General features: G+C 39.1%; 20 protein-coding genes and 1 tRNA gene. 9 read left to right on the top strand and 12 right to left on the bottom strand.

Annotated elements, in window-relative coordinates; translation table 11 throughout:
* The coding region (locus tag HT708_RS11620; RefSeq protein ID WP_205380756.1) for a hypothetical protein at positions 1 to 210 on the top strand (210 nt) is incomplete at its 5' end.
* Here HT708_RS11620 and HT708_RS09910 read toward each other — a convergent pair.
* The 7 genes from HT708_RS09910 to HT708_RS09880 form a co-directional block, all read right to left on the bottom strand.
* Complete coding sequence (locus HT708_RS09910) at positions 207 to 719, bottom strand: adenine phosphoribosyltransferase (RefSeq protein WP_023933925.1); 513 nt, start codon at positions 717 to 719, stop codon at positions 207 to 209. The two genes, HT708_RS11620 and HT708_RS09910, sit on opposite strands and share 4 nt — an antisense overlap.
* 271 nt (positions 720 to 990) lie before the next feature.
* Positions 991 to 2121 carry a sn-glycerol-3-phosphate ABC transporter ATP-binding protein UgpC gene (gene ugpC / locus HT708_RS09905; protein WP_000229957.1) on the bottom strand — a complete coding sequence of 377 codons (1131 nt, stop codon included), beginning with the start codon at positions 2119 to 2121 and terminating at the stop codon, positions 991 to 993.
* Between the two features lie 281 nt (positions 2122 to 2402).
* Positions 2403 to 2488: transfer RNA gene (locus tag HT708_RS09900), tRNA-Leu, on the bottom strand.
* A 72-nt stretch (positions 2489 to 2560) separates the two neighbouring features.
* Positions 2561 to 3145: an isochorismatase family cysteine hydrolase gene (locus HT708_RS09895; protein WP_172926324.1), complete on the bottom strand. Its 585-nt coding sequence runs from the start codon at positions 3143 to 3145 to the stop codon at positions 2561 to 2563.
* Positions 3145 to 3933, bottom strand: coding sequence for a GTP-sensing pleiotropic transcriptional regulator CodY (gene codY, locus HT708_RS09890; RefSeq protein ID WP_050213134.1), 789 nt, complete (start codon positions 3931 to 3933; stop codon positions 3145 to 3147). The genes HT708_RS09895 and codY overlap by 1 nt, the downstream gene beginning before the upstream one ends.
* A 277-nt stretch (positions 3934 to 4210) precedes the next feature.
* A complete protein-coding gene (locus HT708_RS09885; protein ID WP_172926323.1) occupies positions 4211 to 5785 on the bottom strand; it encodes a DEAD/DEAH box helicase in 1575 nt (524 codons plus the stop codon).
* A gap of 197 nt (positions 5786 to 5982) precedes the next feature.
* Positions 5983 to 7209 (bottom strand): OFA family MFS transporter, encoded by a 1227-nt coding sequence (locus tag HT708_RS09880; RefSeq protein ID WP_172926322.1) that lies wholly within the window; start codon positions 7207 to 7209, stop codon positions 5983 to 5985.
* A gap of 193 nt (positions 7210 to 7402) precedes the next feature.
* Here HT708_RS09880 and HT708_RS09875 point away from each other — a divergent pair, with 193 nt between their 5' ends.
* The 4 genes from HT708_RS09875 to HT708_RS09860 all read left to right on the top strand — a co-directional run bounded on the left by HT708_RS09875 (position 7403) and on the right by HT708_RS09860 (position 12258).
* The gene (locus tag HT708_RS09875) at positions 7403 to 8719 is read left to right on the top strand and encodes an FAD-containing oxidoreductase (RefSeq protein ID WP_049512248.1); all 1317 of its coding nucleotides are present in this window, start codon (positions 7403 to 7405) and stop codon (positions 8717 to 8719) included.
* 204 nt (positions 8720 to 8923) lie between these two features.
* Positions 8924 to 10267: a lipid II isoglutaminyl synthase subunit MurT gene (gene murT / locus HT708_RS09870; RefSeq protein ID WP_166731570.1), complete on the top strand. Its 1344-nt coding sequence runs from the start codon at positions 8924 to 8926 to the stop codon at positions 10265 to 10267.
* Positions 10267 to 11049, top strand: coding sequence for a lipid II isoglutaminyl synthase subunit GatD (gene gatD, locus HT708_RS09865; RefSeq protein WP_166731569.1), 783 nt, complete (start codon positions 10267 to 10269; stop codon positions 11047 to 11049). Before murT ends, gatD begins: the two co-directional genes overlap by 1 nt.
* 126 nt (positions 11050 to 11175) lie before the next feature.
* Complete coding sequence (locus HT708_RS09860; RefSeq protein ID WP_166731568.1) at positions 11176 to 12258, top strand: Xaa-Pro peptidase family protein; 1083 nt, start codon at positions 11176 to 11178, stop codon at positions 12256 to 12258.
* An 18-nt stretch (positions 12259 to 12276) separates the two neighbouring features.
* Here the strand turns inward: HT708_RS09860 and HT708_RS09855 are convergent, their stop codons facing one another.
* Both HT708_RS09855 and HT708_RS09850 read right to left on the bottom strand, forming a co-directional pair.
* Positions 12277 to 13545 carry a GHKL domain-containing protein gene (locus tag HT708_RS09855; RefSeq protein ID WP_000961370.1) on the bottom strand — a complete coding sequence of 423 codons (1269 nt, stop codon included), beginning with the start codon at positions 13543 to 13545 and terminating at the stop codon, positions 12277 to 12279.
* Positions 13545 to 14252 (bottom strand): LytTR family DNA-binding domain-containing protein, encoded by a 708-nt coding sequence (locus HT708_RS09850; RefSeq protein ID WP_000912214.1) that lies wholly within the window; start codon positions 14250 to 14252, stop codon positions 13545 to 13547. Before HT708_RS09850 ends, HT708_RS09855 begins: the two co-directional genes overlap by 1 nt.
* A 440-nt stretch (positions 14253 to 14692) precedes the next feature.
* Here HT708_RS09850 and HT708_RS09845 point away from each other — a divergent pair, with 440 nt between their 5' ends.
* Genes HT708_RS09845 through HT708_RS09830 form a run of 4 tightly spaced genes read left to right on the top strand, consistent with a single transcriptional unit; the run spans position 14693 to position 17980 of the window.
* Positions 14693 to 15826, top strand: a complete 1134-nt coding sequence (locus HT708_RS09845) for a ThiF family adenylyltransferase (RefSeq protein WP_023936973.1) — start codon at positions 14693 to 14695, stop codon at positions 15824 to 15826.
* Positions 15823 to 16734: an ABC transporter ATP-binding protein gene (locus HT708_RS09840; protein ID WP_000205301.1), complete on the top strand. Its 912-nt coding sequence runs from the start codon at positions 15823 to 15825 to the stop codon at positions 16732 to 16734. The genes HT708_RS09845 and HT708_RS09840 overlap by 4 nt, the downstream gene beginning before the upstream one ends.
* A 1-nt stretch (position 16735) precedes the next feature.
* The gene (locus HT708_RS09835; RefSeq protein WP_000191422.1) at positions 16736 to 17458 is read left to right on the top strand and encodes an ABC transporter permease; all 723 of its coding nucleotides are present in this window, start codon (positions 16736 to 16738) and stop codon (positions 17456 to 17458) included.
* A 48-nt stretch (positions 17459 to 17506) separates the two neighbouring features.
* A complete protein-coding gene (locus tag HT708_RS09830) occupies positions 17507 to 17980 on the top strand; it encodes a GNAT family N-acetyltransferase (RefSeq protein ID WP_138702213.1) in 474 nt (157 codons plus the stop codon).
* 146 nt (positions 17981 to 18126) lie between these two features.
* Here the strand turns inward: HT708_RS09830 and HT708_RS09825 are convergent, their stop codons facing one another.
* The 3 genes from HT708_RS09825 to truA are packed head-to-tail and all read right to left on the bottom strand — an operon-like array spanning position 18127 to position 20078.
* Positions 18127 to 18588, bottom strand: a complete 462-nt coding sequence (locus HT708_RS09825; protein WP_000814970.1) for an ECF transporter S component — start codon at positions 18586 to 18588, stop codon at positions 18127 to 18129.
* Positions 18566 to 19339 (bottom strand): bifunctional hydroxymethylpyrimidine kinase/phosphomethylpyrimidine kinase, encoded by a 774-nt coding sequence (locus HT708_RS09820; RefSeq protein WP_172926321.1) that lies wholly within the window; start codon positions 19337 to 19339, stop codon positions 18566 to 18568. Before HT708_RS09820 ends, HT708_RS09825 begins: the two co-directional genes overlap by 23 nt.
* Positions 19329 to 20078: a tRNA pseudouridine(38-40) synthase TruA gene (truA, locus tag HT708_RS09815; protein WP_000199190.1), complete on the bottom strand. Its 750-nt coding sequence runs from the start codon at positions 20076 to 20078 to the stop codon at positions 19329 to 19331. Before truA ends, HT708_RS09820 begins: the two co-directional genes overlap by 11 nt.
* Between the last annotated feature and the right edge of the window lie 118 nt (positions 20079 to 20196).

Raw genomic sequence — 20196 nt, 5'->3', positions numbered from 1 at the left:
TATCTGCAACCTCAAAGCTGTACTTTGAGCAGCTTACGGCTAGTTTGCTCTTTGATTTTCATTGAGTATGAAACTAAATTTCAAACACATAGTCCTTTTATTATACTGCAAGAAGATATAGTTTTCAATTATAGTTTTTCTCTAACTAGCTATAGTCTATTTTTATATCCTAATGTAGAGAAAACAGCCCTAGGGACTGTTTTTCATTAATAATGCATAAGAACCTTGTAATCGTAGTCACCGATTTTTTCACGGCCGTTCAATTCATCCAATTCAACAAGGAAGGCACAACCTGCTACAATACCACCAAGTTTTTCAATCATCTCGATAGTTGCCTTAACAGTTCCACCTGTTGCCAAGAGGTCATCTACAATAAGAACGCGTTGACCTGGTTTGATTGCATCCGCATGCATAGTCAAGGTATCAACACCGTACTCTTTTTCATAGTCAGCAGAAATGACTTCACGTGGCAATTTACCTGGTTTACGAACAGGTGCAAAACCAATTCCCAACTCAAAGGCAACTGGACAGCCCACAATAAATCCACGAGCCTCAGGCCCTACAACCATGTCAATTTTCTTGTCAGTAGCATACTGAACAATTTCACGAACAGCGTAGCTATAAGCATTTCCATCAGCCATCAAAGGACTAATATCACGGAAGGTGATACCTTCTTTTGGATAATTTTCAATTGTTGCAATGTAATCTTTTAAATTCATATTTTTCTTTCTTTCAAAGTTTTTACTCTCTATTATAGCATATTTTCCAGTAAAGAAGAAAGAGAAAACAATATTTCATCTGCTAGTCACCCTATAAGTCAAATAAGATGACCATTTTTATTCAAAGGGTATCACAAGATAGATGCATAATATGACTTCCCTAACAAAAAGGAGAGAAGCATTTTGTTTCTCTCCCTAGATTAACTGATATCTCTCCACTACAATTGATAAAGAGATATCTTTTCTTGTAGTGCTTTGAATTTTATTTATTTTAATAGACTGTTTTTTCAGTTTCTACATCAAAGAAGTGTGCTTTGTTCAAGTCAAATCCAAGCTCAACTGTTGCACCTGTCTGCAAGTAGTCACGAGCATCAACTTTAGCAACAAATTCGTCTTTACCAACTTGGCAGTAAAGGTGAGATTCTGAACCAAGCAGTTCTGATACAGAGATAGTCGCTTTTACAACACAGTCTGGGAATGTTTCAAGGAAAGCAGGTTCTGCATTCACATCTTCTGGACGGATACCGAAGATCAATTCTTTACCTTCGTAGCCTTTTTCGCGAAGAACTTTCAATGCTCCTTCTGGAACTTTCAAACGGAAACCGTCTGAAATAATTTCGCTTCCAACCAATTTCACGTTGATGAAGTTCATAGCTGGGCTTCCGATGAATCCTGCAACGAATTTGTTAACTGGGTTTTTGTAAACTTCTTGAGGAGTACCGATTTGTTCTACACGTCCGATAGTACCTGTGCCAGCAGGGTTCTTAGTTGCTGACATGATAACGATACGGTCTGCAAGTGTCATCGCTTCTGTTTGGTCGTGAGTCACGTAGATAGTTGTAGCTCCGATACGACGGTGGATTTTCGCAATTTCAGCACGCATTGATACACGAAGTTTGGCATCCAAGTTTGACAAAGGTTCATCCATCAAGAATACTTTTGCATCACGGACGATGGCACGACCCATGGCAACACGTTGACGTTGACCACCTGAAAGGTCAGCTGGTTTACGTTCCAAGAATTCTTTCAATCCAAGAATTTCAGCTGCTTCTTGCACACGTTTGTCGATGTCTTCCTTGCTGTATTTACGCAATTTCAAACCGAAAGCCATGTTATCATAAACAGTCATGTGTGGGTAAAGAGCGTAGTTTTGGAATACCATGGCGATGTCGCGGTCTTTTGGAGCTACATCATTGACAACCACGCCATCGATAGATGCAGTACCTTCTGTGATGTCTTCAAGACCAGCAATCATACGGAGTGTAGTTGATTTACCACATCCTGAAGGACCTACGAAAACGATAAATTCTTTATCTTTGATGTTCAAGTTGAAATCTTCAACTGAATAGTGTTCGCTGTTTGGATATTTTTTGTAAATATTTTTAAGATTTAATTCTACCATGAGGTGAACTCCTTTTGTCTTTTGATAATTACATTATAGATGAAAACGCTTTACATTTCTATGGCAAGGTGACCAAAAAAACAAAAAAGTTCTGTGCAACTTGCACAAAACTTTAGAGAATATCGGAGAATTTGAAAAAGATAATCTTTATTATTCTTCTATACAAAAGCAGAAACAAGGATCAGCTTTCCCATATTTTCGCTGATTCTCCACTACATTTGACTGGATTCTAATTTTTTAGAGAAATACAAAAGAGCTAGCCTAAGCTAACTCTTATCCTATGCGGAGAGAGGGACTTGAACCCTCACGACCTAAAGCGGTCACAGGATCCTTAGTCCTGCGCGTCTGCCAATTCCGCCATCCCCGCGTCGATTACTTTACTAGTATATCAACTTTTGGGATCCTTGTCAACACTTTTTTTCAAAAATTTTCTATTTCATCAACCAAATTGCTCAGAAAGTTCATTTAGATTTTCATCTACTAACTTAGCTCCAAGTGTATTTTTGAAATGACCTAGGGCAAATTGATGATTTTCAGGCCAGATGGAAGCAACAGCTGGTTGAACAATCTCGATGTCATAACCTAGATTATAGGCATCGATAGCTGTATGCAGGACACAGATATCCGTCAAGACTCCTGTTAAGATAACTGTAGAAATTCGACGCTCTCTCAAACGAATATCTAGGTCAGTCCCTGAAAAAGCTGAGTAATGGCGTTTATCCATCCAAAAGACACGACTGTCTGAACCACACTCTTGATAAAAGATCCCCAAATCTCCATATAAATTCCGTCCACTCGTCCCAATCAGATTATGAGGAGGGAATAGTTTACTTTCTGGATGGAAACAATCATTTTTCTCGTGCGCATCAATGGTAAAAAAGACGTAGTCTCCACGTTCAAAAGCTAGTCTAGTCACCTTGCTAATGGCATCCGAAATAGCCTGAGCTGGAGCCCCTGCTGTCAATTTACCACTATCAGCAACAAAATCTTCTGTATAATCAATCGAAATTAAAGCTTTAGTCATTAGTAATCTCTTTTCTTCACTTCTTCAAAAATATCTGAAATCAAGACCTTAAGGTAGGTTCCCTTCATTCCAAGTGAGCGACTTTCAATAATTCCCGCAGATTCAAGTTTACGAAGGGCATTGACAATCACAGAGCGGGTAATTCCGATACGGTCTGCAATCACTGATGCAGTCAACTGCCCTTCATTTCCATTTAATTCCCCTAAAATTGCTGAAACAGCACGGAGTTCGGAGTAAGAAAGGGTATTAACCGCCATGGTGACAGCAGTACGGCGACGGATATTTTTCTCATCTTCTTCACGCTGGAAGTTAAGAAGCTGAATCCCAACAACGGTACTGGCAATCTCAACAAGAATCAAGTCCTCATCTTCGAATTTTTTATCATTGCGCCAAATAATCAAAGAACCAAGGCGAATCCCCGATACATGAATCGGTGCAATAGTCGTCAAGCCATCTGGAAAATCTTCTCTACTCTCAACAGGGAAAATACTCATATCATGCTCAACAGGCAAATTTGCTTCTGTTTCGTAAATCATATTAGCCCCTTGAACGTAGTCATCTGGGAAAATCTTAGTTTGGAAGAATTGCTCTACGCGATCTGTATTTGTTTTATAACGCATAAAATAGCCAAGCAGACGTCCCTTACTATTGATAATGCAGGCATTGCAATGAATAATATCCGCTAACTGACGCGTAATAGCGTTGTAAGGAAGCTCATCCTGCAACTGCTCCTCTGAGCGCTTCAAAATTGATGTAATCTTTCTTGTTTTTTCTAATAAATGTGCCATTTTTCACCTCGAATTTAATCGCTATCATTATAACATAAACAGATTGAATTTTCAATTATTATCTGAAAATTGCTTATTTAATTGCAATTTAGACTAGCTGAAATATTTTAGAAAATTATGTTTTCTTATTGACAACCTAATTTATATTCGATATTATATCATTATAAGAAGGTGGGTTGATAATACCTTTCCATTTCACCTATCCTTTGCTATCACCATCTTCTTTCACCCTTGGTCTCCTTATATAAAAAAGCGATTCATTTTGAACCGCTTTTTCTTATTTATCTCCCTTGTTACGAATAACAAAGCCTGTTTGCTTTTCACTTGAAGTATTGCGTGGTTTTTTATTATCCTTACGGTAACGTCTGTCTTTATCAAAACGATCATTGCCACGACTTCCTTTTTTGAAATCATCCCGACGACCATTACCACGGCGATCACGGTCTCGACGGTCATCCCCACGACGGCCTCCACGACCTCCCTTAGCTTTACCACCGAATCCATTACCTGATGGTTTAAATGGCAGTGGTTTTTCGCGTGCAATCTCCACTTCAGGAAGACTATCTGGATCTTGAACAGTCAGACTCAAGATATACATTGCCAATTCTTCTGGAGTAAATTCGGCAGCTAGCTTACGAGCATCCTTACCAAATTTCTCAAAGTTAGCACGAATGGTTTCATCTGCAAAATCACGTTCGATTTTCTTGAGAGCTACTTGTTTTTTAGCTTGGAAGGCTTCTTCTGCACTTGCAGGTTTGAGACCTTTCATACGTTTCTTAGTCAAGTTTTCAATGATTTGAAGGTAGCCCATTTCATTTGGTGATACGAAAGTAATAGACTGACCTGACTTACCAGCACGACCTGTACGACCGATACGGTGAACATAACTTTCAGGATCTTGTGGAATATCGTAGTTATAGACATGGGTCACACCTGAAATATCCAAGCCACGCGCTGCCACGTCTGTTGCAACCAAAACATCAAGATTACCGTTTTTAAAGTCACGAAGGACACGAAGACGTTTGTTTTGGTCTAGGTCTCCATGAATTCCTTCTGCACGGAAGCCACGGATTTTCAAACCACGAGTCAATTCATCCACACGACGTTTGGTACGACCAAATACGATAGCAAGCTCTGGTTGTTCCACATCCATGAGACGAGTCATAGTATCAAATTTTTCTTGTTCTTTAACTCGGATGTAGTATTGATCAACCAATTCTGTTGTCAATTCCTTAGCCGCAATCTTCACATGCTCAGGTTCTTTCATAAACTGAACACCGATACGTTTGATGGCATCTGGCATAGTTGCTGAGAAAAGCAAAGTTTGACGGCTTTCAGGGACACGGGAGATGATAGCTTCAATGTCCTCAAGAAAGCCCATGTTGAGCATTTCATCCGCTTCGTCAAGGATGAGCGTTTCAATATCTTGTAATTTCAAGGCCTTGCGTTTAATCAAGTCCAAGAGGCGACCTGGAGTTCCCACCACGATATGGGCACCAGATTTAAGAGCCTTAATTTGTTTTTCAATGCTTGATCCACCATATACTGAACGGACTTTGACTCCCTTGCTACGACCAAAGCGGAATAGTTCTTCTTGACTTTGGACAGCGAGTTCACGAGTTGGAGCGATGACCAAGGCTTGGATGGTCGCTTCTTCTGTACGGATTTTTTCAAGGGTTGGCAAGCCAAAGGCTGCGGTTTTTCCTGTACCAGTCTGAGCTTGACCGATAACGTCCTTGCCTTCTAGAGCCAAAGGAATGGTTTGTTCTTGGATCGGACTGGCTTCTACAAAACCAGCTTTTTCAATCTCTGCTAGCAAATCAGCAGACAAGTTTAATTCATTAAATTTCACGTTATTCTTCTTTCTAAAGGTGGTGCGAAGCCACCCTATAGGGCTTAGTGTATACTTTTCTTTTTATGACGTATTTTCATATACTGGATACAAAATCGTGTTGCTTCTTTTCCACAAAAGAAAAGTACTGTTTTCTTTGCAACCTATCTAGTATAACACAAGACAAGAGCAAAAGATAGCCCCATTTCTACAGAAAATCATGTAAACGGTTTTTGACTTTCCTTTTTGATGGAACGACCTAGATAATAAGACAAAGCCAAGGCGATACTATATAAAATGATAAAAACGAACAAGGTTTGTGTGTAAGAATGAGCCATTTTATAAGTCTCTGCTAATAAAATAGGTCCTGCTAAACCAGCCATTGCCCAAGCTGTTAAAATATATCCATGCAGAGCGGCCAATTCCTTGGTTCCAAAAATATCACTGAGATAAGCTGGAATCAAAGAAAAACCAGCTCCATAGCAAGTCATCAAAATAGACATAGCGACTACAAATAAAACGGAATCTGTAAAGAGCCAAAGTGAGAGAGAAAAGAAAAGATTGACAAGCAGTAATATACTAAAGGTTAGAGGGCGACCGATATAGTCAGACAAACTCGCCCAGAGCAAGCGACCAAATCCATTGAAAATCCCTAAAACGCCTACCATTACTGCTGCATGACTTGTAGACAAGCCAGCCATCTCCTGTGCCATTGGCGATGCCGCTGAAATTAAGCCTAAACCACAAGCTATGTTGATAAAGAAAATAATCCAAAGTATATAAAACCGATTGCTTTTCAGAGCCTGATTCGCAGCCATTCCTTGCGTCAAAGAGGCTGTTTTTTCTTTCCCTGAAACAGATAAACTTGCAAGCTCTTGCTCATTTGGACGCTTAATGAATTGTGAAGCTAGGAGCATGATAATAAAGTAACTTGCACCTAAAATATAAAAAGTTTCTACAAGCCCTACCCCTGCGATGAGATGTTGCGCTATGGGACTAGTCAATAAAGAAGCAAAACCAAACCCCATAATCGCTAAACCTGTTGCGAGACCACGTTTATCAGGAAACCATTTTATAATCGTTGACACAGGGGTAATATAGCCTGCTCCCAAACCAAGCCCACCTAAAATGCCGTAAGCCAGATACAACAACCACAGCTCCTGACGGTCTATTGCAAATCCTGTTAAGATATTTCCACCTGCATATAGAAAGGCAGATATACTCCCCATGACTCTCGGACCAAATTTTTCTACCAAACGCCCCATAAATGCAGCCGATAAGCCCAAACAAAAGATTGCTAGACTAAAGGCAAAGGCAACAGAAGCCTGATCCCATCCCGTTTTTTCAATAATAGGGTTGCGATAAACACTCCAAGCATAAGTCGAACCCAGCATTAAGTGTAAAATGACCCCAGCAAAGGCAATAATATAACGATTCGATTTCATAAAACCTCCTATTTTCGAACATTTATTCTATCTTATATAAAAATAGATAGGATTTTAGTTTATCAAGCTTGTCAAAAAATTACTAGTTTTTTGTCTGGAAAGCGTTTTTATCTTTTTCTGTCTTTTTCGTAGCAGAATTGTGCAAAAGTTTTTTTCTTGTGCTAGAATGAAATTCGAATAGGAGGAACTCTAAATGTTAACTTATGATTTAATCGTTATCGGATTTGGTAAAGCTGGTAAAACACTAGCAGGTAAATTGGCTTCAGCTGGCAAAAAAGTTGCCCTCGTTGAACGTAGCAAAGCTATGTACGGTGGAACTTGTATCAACATCGGATGTATCCCAACTAAAACTTTGCTAGTTGCTGCTGAGAAGGACTTGTCTTTTGAAGAAGTCATTGCTACCAAAAATACTATCACTGGTCGCCTCAATGGTAAAAACTATGCGACTGTTGCTGGTACAGGCGTGGATATCTTTGATGCGGAAGCTCACTTCCTTTCAAATAAAGTCATCGAAATCCAAGCTGGTGACGAAAAGAAAGAACTAACTGCTGAAACAATCGTCATCAACACTGGTGCTGTTTCAAACGTCTTGCCAATCCCTGGACTTGCTACAAGCAAAAACGTCTTTGACTCAACAGGTATCCAAAACTTGGACAAATTACCTGAAAAACTTGGAGTCCTTGGTGGTGGAAATATCGGTCTTGAATTTGCTGGTCTTTACAACAAACTTGGAAGCAAGGTTACAGTCCTAGATGCCTTGGATACTTTCCTACCTCGTGCAGAACCTTCCATCGCAGCTCTTGCTAAACAATACATGGAAGAAGACGGTATTGAATTGCTTCAAAATATCCATACTACTGAAATCAAAAACGACGGTGACCAAGTGCTTGTCGTGACTGAAAACGAAACGTACCGTTTCGATGCCCTTCTCTACGCAACTGGACGCAAACCAAATGTAGAACCACTTCAACTTGAAAATACAGATATTGAACTAACTGAACGTGGTGCTATTAAAGTAGACAAACATTGTCAAACAAACGTTCCTGGTGTCTTTGCAGTTGGAGATGTCAACGGTGGTCTTCAATTTACTTACATTTCACTTGATGACTTCCGTGTTGTTTACAGCTACCTTGCTGGAGATGGCAGCTACACACTTGAAGACCGTCTCAATGTACCAAATACTATGTTCATCACACCTGCACTTTCACAAGTTGGTTTGACTGAAAGCCAAGCAGCTGATTTGAAACTTCCATACGCCGTTAAGGAAATCCCTGTTGCAGCAATGCCTCGTGGTCACGTAAATGGAGACCTTCGTGGAGCTTTCAAAGCTGTTGTTAATACTGAAACAAAAGAAATTCTTGGAGCAAGCATCTTCTCAGAAGGTTCTCAAGAAATCATCAACATCATCACTGTTGCTATGGACAACAAGATTCCTTACACTTACTTCACAAAACAAATTTTCACTCACCCAACCTTGGCTGAGAACTTGAATGACTTGTTTGCGATTTAAGTTGAGATTTAATCGTATCGAACAGCCCTCTGAGGGCTGTTTTCATTTCTGCGAAATCTCATACTCTTCGAAAATCAAATTCAAACCACGTCAGCTTCACCTTGCCGTACTCAAGTACAGCCTGCGGCTAGCTTCCTAGTTTGCTCTTTGATTTTCATTGAGTATCAAATCTGTCTTTTCCCTCTTTTATGATATAATAGAAACATGAACTTAAAAACTACTTTGGGTCTTCTTGCTGGGCGTTCTTCCCACTTCATTTTAAGCCGTCTTGGCCGTGGAAGTACGCTTCCAGGAAAACTTGCCCTTCAATTTGATAAAGATATTTTACAAAAACTAGCTAAGAACTACGAGATTGTCGTGGTCACTGGAACAAATGGAAAAACCCTGACAACTGCCCTCACTGTTGGCATTTTAAAAGAAGTTTATGGTCAAGTTCTGACCAACCCAAGTGGTGCCAACATGATTACAGGGATTGCGACAACCTTCTTAACAGCCAAATCTTCAAAAACTGGGAAAAATATTGCCGTCCTAGAAATCGACGAGGCCAGTCTATCTCGTATCTGTGACTATATCCAGCCAAGCCTTTTTGTCATCACGAATATCTTCCGTGACCAGATGGACCGCTATGGTGAGATTTACACAACTTACAAGATGATTTTGGATGCTATTCGTAAGGTACCTACTGCCACTGTTCTCCTTAATGGAGACAGTCCACTTTTCTACAAGCCAGCTATTCCAAATCCTGTAAAATATTTTGGTTTTGACTTGGAGAAAGGTCCAGCCCAGCTGGCTCACTATAATACCGAAGGAATTCTCTGTCCTGACTGCCACAGCATCCTTAAGTACGAACACAATACCTATGCAAACTTGGGTGCCTATATCTGTGAAGGCTGTGGATGTAAACGTCCTGATCTCGACTATCGCTTGACAGACTTGGTTGAGTTGACCAACAATCGCTCACGATTTGTCATTGACGGTCAAGAATACGGCATCCAAATCGGTGGTCTCTACAATATCTACAACGCCCTAGCTGCGGTTGCTATCGCCCGTTTCCTCGGCGCAGATTCCCAACTCATCAAGCAGGGATTTGATAAGAGTCGTGCTGTCTTTGGACGCCAAGAAACCTTCCATATAGGTGACAAGGAATGTACCCTTGTCTTAATTAAAAATCCAGTCGGTGCAACTCAAGCTATCGAAATGATTAAACTAGCTCCTTATCCATTTAGCCTATCTGTCCTCCTCAATGCCAACTATGCAGACGGTATTGATACTAGCTGGATTTGGGATGCTGATTTTGAACAAATCACTGAGATGGACATCCCTGAAATCAACGCTGGAGGTGTTCGCCATTCTGAAATCGCTCGTCGCCTCCGAGTAACAGGCTATCCAGCTGATAAAATCACTGAAATAAGTAGTTTGGAGCAAGTTCTTAAGACCATTGAGAACCAAGACTGCAAGCATGCTTATATTCTGGCTACCTATACTGCTATGCTGGAATTCCGTGAACTGCTGGCTAGTCGTCAGATTGTTAGAAAGGAGATGAACTAATGGTTTATACTTCACTTTCCTCAAAAGATGGCAATTACCCCTATCAGCTCAACATTGCCCACCTCTACGGTAACCTCATGAATACCTATGGGGACAATGGAAACATCCTCATGCTCAAGTATGTGGCTGAAAAACTGGGAGCCCATGTGACGGTTGACATCGTTTCACTGCATGATGATTTTGATGAAAACCACTATGACATCGCCTTTTTCGGTGGCGGTCAAGACTTTGAACAAAGTATTATTGCAGACGATCTACCTGTTAAAAAAGAGAGCATTGACAACTACATCCAAAACGACGGTGTGGTTCTGGCTATCTGTGGTGGTTTCCAACTATTGGGGCAATATTATGTTGAAGCTTCAGGCAAACGCATCGAAGGACTAGGGGTCATGGGTCACTACACGCTCAATCAGGCCAATAACCGTTTTATTGGGGACATCAAGATTCACAATGAAGATTTCAATGAAACCTACTATGGCTTTGAAAATCACCAGGGCCGTACCTTCCTCTCAGATGACCAAAAACCACTGGGACAGGTAGTCTATGGAAATGGAAACAATGAAGAAAAGATTGGTGAAGGGGTTCATTATAAGAATGTCTTTGGTTCCTACTTCCACGGGCCTATCCTCTCTCGTAATGCCAATCTAGCTTATCGCCTAGTCACTACTGCCCTCAAGAAGAAATATGGTCAGGACATCCAACTCCCTGCTTATGAGGACATTCTCAGCCAAGAAATCGCTGAAGAATACAGCGACGTGAAAAGCAAGGCTGACTTTTCTTAAACCAAGGAAAACCATATCAAAGAACTCCGTTATCTTGTCGGAGTTTTTTTGTCTCTTCTTTTACCCTTCTCTCTTGCATTTTCTCTCTTTTTTTGCCAAAATAGAGGGGTAGAAAGAAGGTAGCATATGTCTAAATTACAACAAATCGTAACATATCTTGAATCAGAAAAACTAGACGTCGCTGTCGTATCTGACCCCGTCACAATCAATTACCTCACTGGCTTTTACAGTGATCCCCATGAACGCCAAATGTTCCTTTTTGTCCTAGCGGATCAGGAACCCCTCCTCTTTGTCCCAGCCCTTGAAGTTGAGCGTGCTACTAGCACTGTTTCCTTCCCAGTTGTGGGCTATGTGGATTCTGAAAATCCATGGCAAAAAATGAAACACGCTCTTCCACAGCTTGATTTCAAACGTGTCGCTGTTGAGTTTGACAATCTCATCTTGACAAAATATCATGGTTTAAAAATCGTTTTTGAAACTGCTGAGTTTGACAACCTCACTCCTCGTATCCAACGCATGCGCCTCATCAAATCAGCTGACGAAGTGCAAAAAATGATGGTTGCAGGTCTCTATGCGGACAAGGCTGTTAAGGTTGGTTTTGACAATATTTCTCTTGATAAGACTGAGACAGATATCATCGCTCAAATTGACTTTGCTATGAAACGTGAAGGCTATGAAATGAGTTTTGATACCATGGTCTTGACTGGTGATAATGCTGCAAATCCACACGGTATTCCAGCAGCTAACAAGGTTGAAAATGATGCTCTTCTACTCTTTGACCTTGGTGTTCTGGTCAACGGCTATGCTTCAGATATGACTCGTACAGTCGCTGTCGGCAAACCAGACCAATTCAAGAAAGACATTTACAACTTGACCCTTGAAGCCCAACAAGCTGCTCTTGACTTTATCAAACCAGGTGTGACTGCCCATGAAGTGGACCGGGCTGCCCGTGAGGTCATCGAAAAAGCTGGTTACGGTGAATACTTCAACCACCGTCTCGGTCACGGTATCGGTATGGATGTCCACGAATTCCCATCTATCATGGAAGGAAACGACATGGTCATCGAAGAAGGCATGTGCTTCTCTGTTGAACCAGGTATCTATATCCCTGGTAAAGTCGGTGTCCGTATCGAAGACTGCGGTGTTGTTACCAAGGATGGCTTTGACCTCTTTACAAGCACCAGCAAAGACTTGCTTTATTTTGATTAAGATAGCAACAAACCCTAGTTAGACAAGAAGAATCACTTCTGTTTTATGACGTCCATTCTGAATAAAATTCTTCATTGTTCCCCTATGATTGGTTACAAGTCTCTCAATATTTTTAAGCCCCCATCCCTCTGTCTGACGTTCCTTTCGTATTACCAATTCATTCTCATCAAATGAATTCTCGATAGCAATAAAGAGTTTCTTCTGAAAATATCGTATTCCTAAGATTAAGACCCTATCTTCTTTATTACTCAAGCGCATACAGGCTTCAAGACTATTGTCCAACAAATTACCAAGTAAAACCGCTAAAATATCTGGATTGATTTCTAATCGTTGAGGTACAAAACAATCAATTTCCAATTGTATGTCCTCTACCTTATCCTGTAATTTTTGATTGAGTAAAAAGTTAATTGTTGTATTCTTGGAGTAACAGACAGTTTGGTTCTCTATACTATTTGTCATGCTTTGGAGATAAGACTTCGCTTGTTCAGGATCTTCTTTTAAAAGTGCAAGGAGGATTAAATGTTGATTTTTCAAATCGTGTTGAATCCTTTGAATCCTCCTATAATCTTTTTTAGATTGTTTCATTTCTCTCAGTTGAAAGGTCATCTGTTCCGTCTCTAGTATGCTTTGATAATACCTCTGTTGTTGCTGAGAAAGATATAGGGTGAAATAGAGAGAAGAGAACGTTAACACAATGAGGGCTAATACAGAAACAAAAGAAAGATAATCCTTCTCAAACACTTGCCCTTGAATCGCTGATACTGTAAAAGCAAAACAAATGGACAAAAATGGTACAATAAACTGGTATAACCAAGTCCCTTTAGAAACAGTATAAACTAACTTTTGATGTGCACGAAAAAGTTGTCGAAGAACCAGGGTCACTAGCAATGATAAAAGAAAAGCTACAGCGAGATAAAAAAGCATGGCTATTAGATTTTCTGAAATGACTGATAAAGGGGAAAATAGTTGCACTGCTTGATTGAGTATAGTACCAGCTAGTAAAGTTAGACTCATCTGACAAAAAATCCAAAACGAAGATTCTTGAACAGCATATCCAAAATAAAGACCTAAAAAATAATACTCTGCGATACTGAGAATAAGATTCCCTACTAAGAAAAGATTAGCTCCTGAAAATAATATCGTCAACAAGGCATGGAAAAATAAAAGGAGAGAAGTAAAGATACAAATTCTCCTAGACTTTTCTTTTTGGGACAGAGGTCTATAAAAGAAAATAATTCCCAAAAATAAATCAAACAGAATACTCACAATCCGCAAACTGACTAACATTAAAAATTCCTCTCACTCAGATAATAATAATACTTTTCTCTAAAAGACGTTTGAAATTTTCGGCTAATTGGAAGGTGATTTTCATCCATTCCATTTAAAATTGTGACTATTTGCGAATCAAACTCTGTCACATATCTAGGATTGATAATATAGGAAGAATGAATTTGAATAAAGTAATCAGGTAATTTCTCTAAAATATCTTTCGTTTTAAGCAAAGCTTTGTAAGTCTGATCTTTAGTGTAAATAAAGACAGCACGCTTATCCTTTTCAAAAAATACAATGTCATTTAAAGGCAGTGAATAATGCTGCTTTCCAAAAGTAAACGTAAATACAGCTTGCCCTAAATTCAAAAAACGTACCACTCTATCCAGAGTTTTATATAATTTTTTAGAAGTCACTGGTTTAAGTAAATAATCAAAAGTCTGCACTTCAAAAACCTGCTCCATATAATCTCGATAACTGGTAACAAAGATAATCGGGATAAAAGGGTTTACCTTACGGATTTTTTGTGCCATATCAATTCCTGTTATCTGTGGCATCTCGATATCCAAAAAAACACAACTGTACTTCTCTGTCAATTGTTCTAATAGTTTTTGGGGATTCGTATAAACACTCGTTTCTATTTTGATGTCCTTATAAGATAAGAGTAAGTTTTCTAGCTGACTACCATCCCTATTAGAATCATCACAAATCGCAATTTTTAACATCAAATTCCTCACTACAAGCATGATTTTGCCAATTATAACGTCAAATACGTCAATTATGACATGCTGATAAAAAAATCGTTAATTTATTATACAATATTCTTATCAAATATGAAAGGAGTTACAAAAATGAAAAATATTCAAGTGCGTAAAGTTATTGCTAAAACTGATATTAGCTGGGGTGTTTTCTAAATTTTGGGCACCTCTAAAAACTACCGGTTTTCTATGTTTAGTAACCAGAAAAGGTTGAAAAATTAGCATTTTAAAATTGAGTTTTTAGAGGAGTTCTTTTCTATTTATTCCTACTGTTGGAATTGAGTAGATAGGTTCACCATTTTCTTTCTACTTATTTCCATTTGTAATAGGAACTAGGAGTTGCAAGACGAGGATATATGATTTATAATCACCTCGTCTTCCTTTTTTAATAAAATAGTGAGGTTAAAATGAAATTCTATCATCCAAGAATAAAAGAAATATATCCTGTTTATAAACTTCATAAAAATTTATTTAGGATTGGGCTACAAATTGGTATAACCACAGAAATTAAGGATGATAATAATAAAATGTGGAATTTAGTCAATATTTTGGACGGACGTCCTTTTCAAGATATTCTCAATATCATGCTAACAAAATATGATGATTTAACTGAAGAAGACATCACAGGCGCTCTTGAACTCTTAGATAATGAGGGGGTTCTCGAAGAAGCGGGCGAAATTCAGGATATTAAAGAACGTTATCATTCAAATATATATTATTTCAGTCGCTATTTAAATAGCTTCCAAGATAGTATTGCAACACAGAAAAAAATTCATCAGTCTACTATCCTTTTACTAGGTCTTGGTGGTGGGGGTTCTAACATACTGACATTACTAGCAGGCTTGGGACCTAAAAAGATAAAAATAGTGGATTTTGACATTGTTGAGCAAAGTAATCTAGGAAGACAATTTCTATACAAGGAAGATGATATTGGCTTATCTAAAGTTCAAATTGCCCATAGAGAAGTTACAAAAATGAATTCCGATATTGAAGTAGAAACCCATAATATACGTATCACCTCTGTAAGTGACTTGATTCCTTTACTTGATGATGTTGATATTACGATATGTGTGATTGATGAACCTCAATATGATATTCAACGTATCGTAAATAAAGCAATCGTTACAAAAAATATTCCCTGTATATTTGGCGCCAGTCAAGTTAGTCGTGGTCGTGTCTATTCAGTTATCCCTTACCAAACAGGCTGTTTTGATTGTTTAAATATTTATTATACAAAAATTGACACTCTATTCCTTGAACAATTCCACGGTGTTCGTACGATTACAAAAACAATCCCTACAATAGCCTATGGTCCAGCAATATTTCAACTGACTTCTGCCATTGTTGATGAAACTATCCGATTATTAACTCAATATACGGAACCAATTAGCCTTAACCATCAATACGAAATCAATTATGAAAACGGAGCCTCATTCACACACGATTCTTGGGGACGCTATCTTGATGAATGTCCAACATGCGGCACAGGTAAAGAAGACGATTGGGAAATTTTTTCTAAGTACGGAGAATTAAAGTTATGACAACTGCAAAACTCGTAATTGATAATTTGACTAAATCTTTTGATGGTCAGCACTTAGCCAATAATCATATTTCCTTAGAAATATCACCAGCAAAAATCACGGCTTTTTTGGGACACAATGGAGCTGGAAAATCTACTCTATTGAATCAAATGATTGGTTTTACTAAACCTGACCAAGGAGATATTTTGTATGGTGATATTTCTTTTATATACAATCGTAAACAAGCACGCACCTTAATTAGTTATATGTCTCAACAATATGCCCCACTCGACAAATTAACCGTAGAACAAAATTTAGAAATACTTGGAAAAATGCGAGGATTGAGTTCCCAAGAACTAGAAAAAACAATCAGCCAGCTTCTCACTGATTTAGAAATTGAAGACTATCGTTACAAAAAAGGTAAGGATCTTTCGGGCGGTCTCAAAAGACTAACTTCCTTCGCTATGACACTAATCGGTAGCTCAGACATCATTCTTCTTGACGAACCAACAAATGATGTTGACCCCATTCGTCGTGAAAAGCAATGGCAATTATTGCAAAAGTTAGCTAGCAAGGGGCATACCATTATTATCGTTACTCATAATCTTCTGGAGGTTGAAAAATATGCAGATAATTACGCCCTCTTTAATAATGGTAGATTGCTCAAATCAGGAAAGGTTAAGCAAATCATCCATGACAAACTGTATCAGATAAGCTTTGATTTTAAGACTAAAAGTATATTAGACAAAATAGAAGATTATACAATTATCAATGGTGTTAGTTGTCAATTAGAGATTGAGGAAAGAAGTCTAGCTCCATTGATAGCACAACTGACAGAAGAACTTGGTCAAAAAACAATTTCCAATCTCTCTCTTCATCAAAAAACATTGACTATTTCTGACCTTTATAGAGAGGAGCTAACCAACTAATATGACTCAATTTTTTTACTTACTTCATTGGAACTACTTGCGCCAAAAAGAGCTTTTCATCCTTTTTACACTAGCACAGCTCCTCTTATCCATTTCTCTTCTTTTTGGCTACCCTCTAGTTATTGGCGATATCGATTCGACTACTGCCTACTATCTTTCGTCTGGTTCTGTTTTAATTGGAATTATCTCCATGGGTTGTACAATTTCCTCCCCTGTTATAGCAAATGATAAGTTGGAAGGGCATTTTGATTATATTCGTGCCTTACCCATCCCTAGGATATTCATTTCTCTCGCTGACTTGTGGATGTGGTTAATTGCCATTTTGCCGGGAGTTTTTATTTCTATTCTACTTGGGTATGTCCGTTTTTCTGTTCGTCTCCATCCATCTTTTCTTGGTGTTTTTATTGTGCTTCTGATTTGTCTTACTATGATTAGTCTGGGATTTGCTATAGCCTACACCTTTTCTCCAAATACAGTAACCCTTATGTCGCAGCTAATTCTTATGATTGGACTCATGTTCTCACCACTCATGTATCCTGCAGATCGACTACCTGAGTGGGTAAACCATCTTTACCGTGCCCTCCCTTTCGTCCCTTCCTCAAATCTTCTGCGAGCCAGCCTTTACGACTACGGAAATGTTTCTCTATTGGACATGAGTATTCTCATTCTTTGGATTATGTCAACACAGTTAATTATTTTAAGAACTCTTCATAAAGAAAAATGATTGCTCCTAAAGCTTTTCTTATAGACTAAGCCAATAAAAAGAACCTTCATGACTATTCGAAAAGCTAAACAAGAAGATATTCCTAAATTACTCGATTTATTACAACAAATCCTTACGCTTCACCACCAAGCTCGACCAGATATTTTTAAGCAAACTGGGACTAAATATAGTTCCTCTGAGTTGCAAAATATTCTCTCTCAAGAACATACCCCTATTTTTGTTTTTGAAGATGAGAAGGGACAAGTTCTCGGACACCTATTTTGTACCATAAAAGATAAAACAGATAATCCTGTTCTCCAAGAAATCAAAACCCTTTTTATCAAAGATTTATGTGTAGATCAAAATGCTCGTGGTCAAAAAATTGGTGATCAACTCTATCAATTCGCTCTCAATTATGCTAAAGAAATTGGCTGCAATAATCTAACCCTAAGTGTCTGGAATGATAACGAGGGTGCTCTCCGCTTTTATCAAAGACAAGGGATGAAACCCCAAGAAACAACAATGGAAATGATAATTGATTAAGAAGTAATCTATAAAAAGATGTTAGAAAAAGTTCAATTTCACTAGAAAATGAGGAAAATCTTCCCACAATAAAACGCATAGTATCAAGCTTTTCAAACCTGATACTATGCGTTTTTCTTATTTGAAAGACTTTTGACTCAGCCTCTTTACTTAATCTTCTTGATACTTTGACTAAGGATAAATCCTACAATCATCCCTACCATATTTTGCATGAAATTTGGTAAAATTTCTGGTAGGGCTGCTGCCCAGCCATTCATCAATGTAGAACCCAAGGCGTAACCCCCTACCATGGCAATCGTTGCTAAGATAAGGCCTAACCACTGAGTTTTTCCTTTAAATCCTGCGAAAAATCCCTGCAAGCCATGGTTGACCAAGCTAAAGAACATCCACTGAGGATAGCCTGATAAGAGGTCAATCAAGAAACCTGCTAGTCCTCCGACTACAGCTCCTTCACGACTACCAAAGTAAAAGGCCGCAAAGAAAACACCCGCATCTAAAAGAGTTAGAATACCTGTCGGTGTTGGAATTTTTAAGAAATAGCCTAGAACCACAGAAAGGGCGGTTAAGAGGGATACAAGGGCGATTTTAGTTGTTTTGGTTTGCTTCATATTGTCTTACTCCATACTGATCTGCTTGTGCAATGGCACGGTAAACGAAAGCCTTTGAGCTTTCTACTGCTGGTAAAAGTTCATCACCTTTGACTAGATGACTGGCAATGCTGGAAGCAAAGGTACAACCTGCACCAGCATTTTGCCCTTGAATGACAGGATTTTCTAGAACTGTAAAGTTTTGTCCATCATAAAAGACATCCACAGCCTTGTCCTGACTAAGGCGATTGCCTCCCTTAATAATGACTGCTGGCGCTCCTAAATCATGCAATTTCTGCGCTGCAGTTTTCATGTCTTCCAAGGTTTTGATTTCTTGACCAGCTAATAATTCTGCTTCTGGGAGGTTAGGCGTAATCACACTGACATAAGGGAAAAAGCGAATCAACTCTTGGCAAAGTTCACTAACTGCTACGTCGTGCGTTTCCTTGCAGACCAAGACAGGGTCCAATACCACAGGCACTCCTGGGCGTTTCTTGATAAAGTCCAATGCCTTCTCAGCCACACTGACAGTAGGGAGAAGACCAATATTAATTCCCCCAAACGCCACATCACGCAAGCTATCCAATTCATGTTGAAAAATGGTATCGTCAGTTGGAAAGACTTCAAATCCTTTTTCTGTCAAGGCTGTCAAACAAGTCACTGCTACAAAGCCATGCAAGCCGTTCAAAGTATAGGTAGCCAAATCAGCTGACAGGCCACCACCACTAAAAATATCATTTCCAGAAAGTGCTAAAATACGATTATTCTTCATAACGAATCTCCTTTAAATATAAACCATTTGGTGCTGCAGTGGGACCTGCAAGCTGCCTGTCCTTTTTCTCCAAGATGAGGTCAATCTGCTCTACTGGCATACGCTTGTTGCCGATTTTGAGCAGTGTCCCCACCATATTGCGAATCTGTTTATACAAGAAACCATTTCCTGAAAAGGTAAAAGTCAAAAACTGGCCTGTCTCATCAACCCTAAGACTGGCTTCTGTAATAGTGCGAACCTTATCCTCTACACTAGTCCCAGAGGCTGTAAAGCCAGTGAAATCATGGGTTCCTTCTAGCTTTTTGACGGCCTCCTGCATCCTCTCCACATCAAGTGGGTAAGGGAAGTGGGTGGCATAGTGACGGCGCATGGGATTTTTGGGACGTCCTCTATCCACGATAAACTCATAGGTCTTGCTATGCTTAGCATAACGGCAATGAAAATCATCCGCTACCAGATCAATCGAAATCACATCAATATCTTCAGGGGACTGGGTGTCCAAGGCAAAGCGAAGTTTTTCCTCATCCATTTGATAGGGCAAGTCAAAATGAAGCACCTGTCCCAGAGCATGAACCCCACTATCTGTCCTACCAGCACCGTGAACAGTAATAGCTTGCCCTTTATTTAACCTGGTCAAGGTTTTTTCAATTTCTTCCTGAACGCTACGCGCATGAGGCTGGCGCTGAAAGCCAGCAAAGGCATAACCATCATAGGAAATAGTTGCTTTATATCTCGTCATAACCTCTATTTTATCAAGAAATTAGTCTGTAAACAAGGACCTAAAACAAATATTGTATGGGTATAAAAATCTCATACTCTTCGAAAATCTCTTCAAACTACGTCAGTTTCCATCTGCA

Source organism: Streptococcus sp. 3613 (assembly GCF_013277375.1).
GTDB classification, from domain to species: domain Bacteria; phylum Bacillota; class Bacilli; order Lactobacillales; family Streptococcaceae; genus Streptococcus; species Streptococcus pseudopneumoniae.
The sequence above is the reverse complement of the archived record's forward strand: the minus strand, read 5'-3'. Positions and strand labels throughout refer to the sequence as shown.

Excerpts from the sequence above, each read along its gene's own strand:
- HT708_RS09860 (WP_166731568.1), top strand. The coding sequence starts at position 11,176 with ATGTCTAAATTACAACAAATCGTAACATATCTTGAATCAGAAAAACTA.
- gatD (WP_166731569.1), top strand. The coding sequence starts at position 10,267 with ATGGTTTATACTTCACTTTCCTCAAAAGATGGCAATTACCCCTATCAG.
- ugpC (WP_000229957.1), bottom strand. The coding sequence starts at position 2,121 with ATGGTAGAATTAAATCTTAAAAATATTTACAAAAAATATCCAAACAGC.
- HT708_RS09845 (WP_023936973.1), top strand. The coding sequence starts at position 14,693 with ATGAAATTCTATCATCCAAGAATAAAAGAAATATATCCTGTTTATAAA.
- HT708_RS09840 (WP_000205301.1), top strand. The coding sequence starts at position 15,823 with ATGACAACTGCAAAACTCGTAATTGATAATTTGACTAAATCTTTTGAT.
- HT708_RS09895 (WP_172926324.1), bottom strand. The coding sequence starts at position 3,145 with ATGACTAAAGCTTTAATTTCGATTGATTATACAGAAGATTTTGTTGCT.
- HT708_RS09880 (WP_172926322.1), bottom strand. The coding sequence starts at position 7,209 with ATGAAATCGAATCGTTATATTATTGCCTTTGCTGGGGTCATTTTACAC.
- HT708_RS09825 (WP_000814970.1), bottom strand. The coding sequence starts at position 18,588 with ATGAAGCAAACCAAAACAACTAAAATCGCCCTTGTATCCCTCTTAACC.
- HT708_RS09910 (WP_023933925.1), bottom strand. The coding sequence starts at position 719 with ATGAATTTAAAAGATTACATTGCAACAATTGAAAATTATCCAAAAGAA.
- codY (WP_050213134.1), bottom strand. The coding sequence starts at position 3,933 with ATGGCACATTTATTAGAAAAAACAAGAAAGATTACATCAATTTTGAAG.
- HT708_RS09875 (WP_049512248.1), top strand. The coding sequence starts at position 7,403 with ATGTTAACTTATGATTTAATCGTTATCGGATTTGGTAAAGCTGGTAAA.
- HT708_RS09855 (WP_000961370.1), bottom strand. The coding sequence starts at position 13,545 with ATGTTAGTCAGTTTGCGGATTGTGAGTATTCTGTTTGATTTATTTTTG.
- truA (WP_000199190.1), bottom strand. The coding sequence starts at position 20,078 with ATGACGAGATATAAAGCAACTATTTCCTATGATGGTTATGCCTTTGCT.
- HT708_RS09820 (WP_172926321.1), bottom strand. The coding sequence starts at position 19,339 with ATGAAGAATAATCGTATTTTAGCACTTTCTGGAAATGATATTTTTAGT.
- HT708_RS09835 (WP_000191422.1), top strand. The coding sequence starts at position 16,736 with ATGACTCAATTTTTTTACTTACTTCATTGGAACTACTTGCGCCAAAAA.
- HT708_RS09850 (WP_000912214.1), bottom strand. The coding sequence starts at position 14,252 with ATGTTAAAAATTGCGATTTGTGATGATTCTAATAGGGATGGTAGTCAG.
- murT (WP_166731570.1), top strand. The coding sequence starts at position 8,924 with ATGAACTTAAAAACTACTTTGGGTCTTCTTGCTGGGCGTTCTTCCCAC.
- HT708_RS09830 (WP_138702213.1), top strand. The coding sequence starts at position 17,507 with ATGACTATTCGAAAAGCTAAACAAGAAGATATTCCTAAATTACTCGAT.